This window comes from Rhodopirellula maiorica SM1 (assembly GCF_000346295.1).
GTDB classification, from domain to species: Bacteria; Planctomycetota; Planctomycetia; order Pirellulales; family Pirellulaceae; genus Novipirellula; species Novipirellula maiorica.
Genome location: NZ_ANOG01001101.1, coordinates 1 through 3,632 on the forward strand (window position 1 = coordinate 1; position 3,632 = coordinate 3,632).

Here is a 3,632-nt window from a genome sequence, read left to right on the forward strand (position 1 = left end):
TCAAGTGATTACATCAACCAACAGGCAATCAAGAAGTGCACCCGCCGCGTGGCACATTGTTTGCGGCAATGATTGGTTTGTTGTTGCTACCTCTTTTCCCCCTACGAAGTCACCATGAACTTCATACGATTATTGATCGCATTCCTGTTGCCGCCGGCAGCGGTCTATATGCAATTCGGAATCAACAAACACTTTTGGATCAATTGCCTTTTGACGCTATGTGGCATCGTGCCTGGCATTTTGCACGCTGTCTATATCATGGCAGCACGTCCGCCGGGATTGGCGAGATTACATCATCAATGATCCGGTGGTTTCGCCGCGACGTCGCGTTTAGCAGCGAACGGTAAATGCATGTCGCGAGTGATGCATCAACGGGGCAGTGTGAGGCGGGCGAGCATCACAACGCGACGCAATTTTTACCGCTTGCTTTCGCACGATACAGTGCGTCATCCGCACTGGTGATCAGTGCCAGCGAACTGGAGAACGCCGGAGTGTGCGACGACACGCCGATGCTGATCGTCGGGCGCAGCGGAATACCGTCTTTTTCCATTCCCGCCGACTCCACCGTCTTTCGAATATGTTCAGCGACCGAACATGCCGACGTCAGATTCAACCCCGGCAAAAATGCACTGAATTCATCGCCACCAAATCGGCAGGCTTGACCGTCCTTGCCAAGCACCTTTGCGATCAATCGCCCGGTTTCGCCGATCACGTGGGCACCGTAAAGATGACCATGGGTGTCGTTGATTTGTTTGACGCCATCCATGTCCATCATCAAAACCGACAACGGCATCTCGCCGCGACGTGATGTTTGGAACGCAAACTCTAACGCTTCGTCAAACCGTCGTTTGGACGGAAGATCGGTGAGCGGATCAGTGCCCACCAACGCTGCCACTTCGCTGTGATAATCAATGTCGAGTTCGTCGGCAAATGCGAAGCGAACCACTGTCTCGCCGACGAAAATCTTGTCTCCATCCTTTAAAACTTTCTGACCCACGAGCGGGACCGAATCGACTCGCGTCCCATTCGTCGAATTTAGGTCCTCGATCACGAACCCTCCGTCCCCCACCCGTGTGATGGTCGCATGGCGTCCGGACACTTTCATGTCGTGCAGCGGAAATGTGCAAGTCGGGCTTCGGCCAATCACGGTCCGTTCGGACAAAAACGCATGGACGCCAATGTCCGCACGGCTGCGAATAACGCTCAGATACGCTTTCTTTGCAGCATGACTTCCCGCTGGGGTAAAGACACCCTCGATCCGCAGGGTCCCCCCATCCATCACGTGCCCTGGTACTCGCGCCGCTGGGACTCGTGCCGCCGACGTTTCGCTGTAGTTTAATTTCATGGCAGATCGAATGCTTGCAATGGGATCATGGAATTCCGATTGGCGAGGGCCCGTTTTTAACAAGAATCACCTATCGATGTCATGACCGATTCGGTGTCCAAAACCAGCGTCGGCGACAAATAACTCGGTCGTTTTGCCCCCAATCCTGCTGAAGCCCAACCAGCTATCCCTACAAACCTGGCGGGCAACGGGACAGCGAGTTTTCGTGGGATCTGTCGCGACGTTCGGATTGCGTTTCTTGTATGCTGTCTAAGCACCAATACACTGCATATTTTTTTAGTGCCGCCCCCCCCCACCGTTTTCTCCCCCACCTTGATGCCATGAAATATCTTGCCTCACTTTGCCGCCTGTTTCTGGGCCGCCTGTTTCTGGGCCGCCTGTTTCTGGGCCGTCTGTTTTTGAGCCTTTTGTTTTTGAGCCTTTTGTTTTTGGCGACGACGTCTGTCAGCGCTGCGGATTCCGTTCCCGTTATTTTCGACACCGACATGGCTGACGATTGCGATGATGCGGGTGCATTGGCGGTGTTGAACGAATTGGCGGACCGAGGCGAAGCAAAACTACTTGCCGTGATCACCAATCGAGCCGATGCGGCAGGACTCTCGGCCGCCGCCAGCGACGCAATCAATACGTTTTATGGCCGGGGTGATGTTCCAATCGCAACCGACAAGGACGGGGCAAAGGTTTCCTGGAATCACCCGAGTTCCTACACGCCGGCGTTGGCGACGGAGTTTCCGCACGACTGCCCCACGGATAAAGAATGTCCCGACGCGATCCGCCTGTACCGGGAAACTCTCGCCGCTGCGGACGATCATTCGGTTGTCATTTGCAGTGTCGGAGCCCTCAGCAATCTGGAAGATTTGCTCAACTCGTCAGGGGACCAACACAGTCCACTCAGCGGTGAAGAGTTGATCCTAGCCAAGGTGAAACGGACCGTGATCATGGGAGGGCATTTCCCTCGTTCGGCCAAACCGGAAACGAATCTTCGTCTCGACCCTGCCGCGGCCGTCAGCGTGACCAATCGTTGGCCTGGCGAGATCATTTGGCAAGGCTTCGAAGTCGGTGCTGCGCTGCGATGTGGGACGTCACTGCAGACGTGTGATGCGGACAATCCAGTGCGTCGCGCGTTCGAACTACGTCCGTACCTTGGTGGCGCTGCAATCGACCATGGTAAACCCGCGCATGATCAAGCAGCCGTGTTGTTAGCCGTTCGCGGCGTTCAGGACGAGTACTGGATGATCAGCCCGCCTGGCCGCGTCATCATCGATTCGGACGGACACAGCGAATGGAGAACCGACAGAAAGAAACAGCATCGCTACGTCGCGATCAAAGGACGTCCTGAGAGACTCGAGAAACAAATCGATGAACTGATGGTCCGCAACCAAGTCAGCGAATGACTAGCAACGACGTCCGGCGTCGACTCTAACGACTTAAATGACATAACATCCCTGGTTGAACGAAGCATCGCTTTTTATTTAATCCGAGTGGTCGGATCACCAACAAGGAAGCACTGCGGCCAAACGATCTTGATTGAACATCAACATCGTCATTCCCACTTGCTCATCAAGCCAGACATAAGTGACGACGCCTTCGCTATCTCTCGCCTTGCCCATGGCAACTCGCTCTGGTTCGCCAATTTGACGGACGACTGCATCATAATGGGTTCCCGGTTTAATCTCGCGAAGCGTCACGTCTAACATGTCGCGTGCCCAGACTTGTTTTTGCAATTCAGATCTGTCGACCCCATGTGTTTTTCGACATGCTTCGTTGTCAACATCGATCAAGACAAACTTTGCTGCGTAGCTAGGTGGTGTCGTTGGCGAGGTTTCGGGGTCGAGCAAACTCGACGCGACCTCCGTCCACTGTGGAATGTCCATCTCCGCAAGTTGCTCGTAAATCTGGCTTTGCCCACACCCTGCAGCAACGCCAATCACCGCAACCAATTGCAATATCCGAATCATTTTGCACCCTAGCATCCGAGTCAACCCATTGCTGAAGCCGCAGACCATCCTAACGCAATCTTCACCTCGCTACACAACAATTGGGGCGAGAAAGTGTATAGAGATCCAAAAAAACTTACTCTGAGATGATTTGCACATTTGCGCGCGTTCATTCCGTTGACACGACGTTGCAGACAGGAAACGACGTGAATCGCCGTGTCTTTTCCGCCGCAACCTATAGACTAGACGCGACAAATGACGAGGACGGACCGATTCGGGATCGAAGACAATTATTCAGCGGCCCCATTGGTTGATCAGTGGAGCGTATCCGAACGGGGCACCGCAAATTG

General features: G+C 54.0%; 4 protein-coding genes. 2 read left to right on the forward strand and 2 right to left on the reverse strand.

What is annotated here, in order from left to right; genetic code table 11:
• Nucleotides 1-114: 114 nt before the first annotated feature.
• The gene (locus RMSM_RS39225) at nt 115-303 is read left to right on the forward strand and encodes a YqaE/Pmp3 family membrane protein (RefSeq protein ID WP_008709382.1); all 189 of its coding nucleotides are present in this window, start codon (nt 115-117) and stop codon (nt 301-303) included.
• Nucleotides 304-397: 94 nt separating this feature from the next.
• On the opposite strand, the gene RMSM_RS35535 is transcribed toward RMSM_RS39225, so the two are convergent.
• The gene (locus tag RMSM_RS35535) at nt 398-1,345 is read right to left on the reverse strand and encodes a GGDEF domain-containing protein (protein ID WP_008709384.1); all 948 of its coding nucleotides are present in this window, start codon (nt 1,343-1,345) and stop codon (nt 398-400) included.
• A gap of 320 nt (nt 1,346-1,665) precedes the next feature.
• On the opposite strand from RMSM_RS35535, the gene RMSM_RS35540 reads away from it, so the two are divergent.
• A complete protein-coding gene (locus RMSM_RS35540) occupies nt 1,666-2,739 on the forward strand; it encodes a nucleoside hydrolase (protein ID WP_008709386.1) in 1,074 nt (357 codons plus the stop codon).
• Between the two features lie 96 nt (nt 2,740-2,835).
• Here the strand turns inward: RMSM_RS35540 and RMSM_RS35545 are convergent, their stop codons facing one another.
• Nucleotides 2,836-3,303 carry a hypothetical protein gene (locus RMSM_RS35545; RefSeq protein WP_008709388.1) on the reverse strand — a complete coding sequence of 156 codons (468 nt, stop codon included), beginning with the start codon at nt 3,301-3,303 and terminating at the stop codon, nt 2,836-2,838.
• Nucleotides 3,304-3,632 lie beyond the last annotated feature (329 nt).